This is a genomic window from Gelidibacter sp. (assembly GCF_035515035.1).
GTDB lineage: Bacteria > Bacteroidota > Bacteroidia > Flavobacteriales > Flavobacteriaceae > Gelidibacter.
In genome coordinates this window covers 1-2,988 of record NZ_DATJCA010000160.1, presented here as the reverse complement: position 1 = coordinate 2,988, position 2,988 = coordinate 1, and the positions used below count along the sequence as shown (strand labels likewise).

The following is a 2,988-nucleotide window of genomic DNA, read 5'->3' as shown; positions in this document are numbered from 1 at the left end:
TCTTCACATCTGTAGTATTGGTCAACACTAATTTAAGTGAATATTACACAGCTGCAAAGCTTTATCCAATAAGGTTTTGCGGCATTTTTTTTGGAAGACTTGCGGATTCAAGGAGCTATCGGGAGGGGTAAAACCGATTTTCAAAAAAATAGTATGGTCATGTACCCTAACTATTTCAATTTATTATTTAATACATGCTTCCTATAGCTTTCATTATGTAGCAATAAGCCTATTCTTATCTGAATATGACGCTTAATTTTTAAGACAGATGATGCAAGGCCTCCCAATTTGGGGTGCTGTATTTTAAAAACGAAATACCTTTTTAAGAAATTGGAATAATGGGAGAGTTGATACGGTTTAAGTTCCTTAAAAAAGACACTGGCTAACGCCAAAAACGATTGGGCATGTTTTTGCTGCGACAAACTTTCAATCAAATCCGGGCGATTCTGCAGCCCTAAGGCGAGACAATCGTAAATGGATTTAAAATTTAAAAATCCAACAAAATGGGCTCTATCATTGATTTGAAGTCCTAAAATGGCGATTTTGATCGCGTCTTCCTTGGATGGAACAGCAATGCCATTGACCATTTGCCTGTTTTCGAGAAGGTGTTTGCTGTTGATAAGGTGCTTATGCTTATGGATCAAAACTTCATTGTGCAGTTCAATGGCGCCATATTGTTGCTCTGACACTTGCCTTGGCAAATGCCGATGGTTTTTTCGTGAAATAATAGAAGTGACGGTATCGCTATATCCCAGATCGGTTAAAAGATCGAATGCCCTGTGGATCTGATCAGGGGCAACCAAAATATCAATATCGCCCACCATGCGCTCGGCAGGATCATTAAAAGCATTACCTGCAAGCAAGGCAACACCCTTAATAAAAATATGCTCAATATGTTCTTTCTCTAAAATTTTAGAGACCTCAAGCGCTTCCTCCAAAAGTATCTTGTTCCGACCTCGATTGATGGTTGCTATGTCTTCTAAATAAAGATTTAAATCCTCCGGAATCAGGGGCAATAGTTCTTTTGCTTTAAGACGACAATAAAGTGCCGGCAACATTAAATGTTTACTGGCAACAATGACAACAGCATCCCAGTCGATCATATGGCTTGATAGATGATTGGCAAGGGCCTCTTGGTTGTCACCAAAACTCAAAAGGTCTGCAATGAGTTGCAGCGTTGTACTAAAGGATCTTTTCACCAAGGACTGTAAAGGTTAACATTCTTCCAAAAGTAAATAAAATAAAGGAAGTCGTAAGGCTATGAAGCGTTGAAAAGTGTTTTAAACTGCGAAACAGCAAAATCATTATCGGCATATTGCAATTCAAAACATTCCAAATCTTGTAGCCAATCTAAAAAGAGTTGCGCATTGGCGGCCAATGGCGACAGCCAGGATTCCGGTATTAAGGTGGATAGAATCTGTTCGGTGTTTACCTTTTGCAATAGGGATGGCCCGGTCTTATCGTATTTTACATAAACCACCTTTTTGCAAGGCACATGTGCAACTGAGGTCTTGAAATCATTTAACGGAGGAATATACTTAAGGTTGACTGTTTTTGAACTGCTCGAATGGATTTTCAATTGCTCGAACTCAGGAAACAGGTTCTCCAAAACGTTAAAAGCGCCTTCCTTGACTGAAATTCCGGAAGGAAATCGGTAAACCTCTTGGTTTATTGCAGATAAAGGCGTGAAATCGTCAGCTAGGACATCCATGCCGCTGGCCATTAATAGTGCCGAAAGGGTGCTTTTCCCATTGCCTGAATCTCCAATAATCATAATGGCTTCTTTAGTATTGCACACGGTTGAGGCATGGAAGGTCCCAATCCACTCGGCTTCATGTTGGCGGTACAAAAGATTGATCAGCTCAATGGCAAATTGCCCTTGTAACAGATGAAAATCGGAATGGGCATAATGCCCAACATAGGCGTTGTTTTTGAGCAGATATAAGCTGTCCCCATTTTTGTAAACATCAAAATGGCAGGACACCGCGTTTGGTTTTTCAATGGTCGCATGGGCAAATTGCGGATGGATAAGATTTTTGATGGCTTGGGAGCCAAAATGGATGGACATGGTCGTGTCAGCAAAACCGTAATATGTGGTCGAACCCTTTTCAGGAATTAATGCAACTGGTGGATGTTGAAGTATCGGCTTAGCGATGGCATTTGAAGTGATCAAAAAATCACTGATCTCACTATAATACATCTTGGCTTGGGTTGGAGATATATTTAGAGCGTTATGAAGTTGGGTAATAAAATCCGCTTGGTTAAAAGATGTCAAATAAACATCTATAATAGCCTTTAGGGTATCAGAAATAACAAGATACTGATTAGAAGCCTCAAACCATACAATATAATGGTTGTTTATTTGGGAAATAAGTTTGGGGGCTAGTTTTGCATTCAAACCAACAAATTAAAGATCCCAAGGATTTCCTCCTGGATCTTTTGGATTTGAGATGGCATGTGCCTTTTTTGGATTCAATATAAGAAATGTACCAACAGCAGTAAGTGCAGCGTATTTACCCATGCGTTGAAGTGCTTCTTTTCTGGTTATTTCTGTTTTAGAGTTTTTGTTTTCCATGATGCAAATATAAAAATCATTTTATAATTAAATAAATATTCTATAACAAATATTTATTCTATCTAATCCGACCACTGTCAGTGTTTTGTAGTTCATTAATGGTATCTGTTATTATAGGGTTTTCTATTGGTTGTGGACAGTGCCTTGTCAAGATAACCTTGTTTTTTTGATCTTATCAAAGATACTTATATTTATAAGATGGTCATAACCATTTTATAAATAATAATCGAAGAGTGTTTTTTATTTTCCTGCGACCTAACAATCCCGGTAATCCCTAAAATCCGCATGTCTATTTTAAAGGGTATCCTTTTTTAAGGATTTGAGAGTGGAAATGTTCCTGTTCCTTGTTTTCGAGATATTGTTGAACTGCTTTTTATTTTTGATATAGAACTATTCTCTTGTTCGAGTTTGAA

Annotated in this window: 3 protein-coding genes; all 3 read right to left on the bottom strand. The window is 38.1% G+C overall.

Going from position 1 to position 2,988, the window contains the following annotated elements; translation table 11 throughout:
- Nucleotides 1-170: 170 nt before the first annotated feature.
- From VLZ86_RS13420 to VLZ86_RS13410, 3 genes are read right to left on the bottom strand one after another with little or no spacing between them, the layout of a single operon-like run.
- Nucleotides 171-1,199 carry a nucleotidyltransferase family protein gene (locus VLZ86_RS13420; RefSeq protein ID WP_325452183.1) on the bottom strand — a complete coding sequence of 343 codons (1,029 nt, stop codon included), beginning with the start codon at nucleotides 1,197-1,199 and terminating at the stop codon, nucleotides 171-173.
- A gap of 59 nt (nucleotides 1,200-1,258) precedes the next feature.
- Nucleotides 1,259-2,398, bottom strand: a complete 1,140-nt coding sequence (locus tag VLZ86_RS13415) for a hypothetical protein (protein WP_325452181.1) — start codon at nucleotides 2,396-2,398, stop codon at nucleotides 1,259-1,261.
- A gap of 9 nt (nucleotides 2,399-2,407) precedes the next feature.
- Nucleotides 2,408-2,575 carry a hypothetical protein gene (locus VLZ86_RS13410; protein ID WP_325452179.1) on the bottom strand — a complete coding sequence of 56 codons (168 nt, stop codon included), beginning with the start codon at nucleotides 2,573-2,575 and terminating at the stop codon, nucleotides 2,408-2,410.
- Nucleotides 2,576-2,988: the final 413 nt, after the last annotated feature.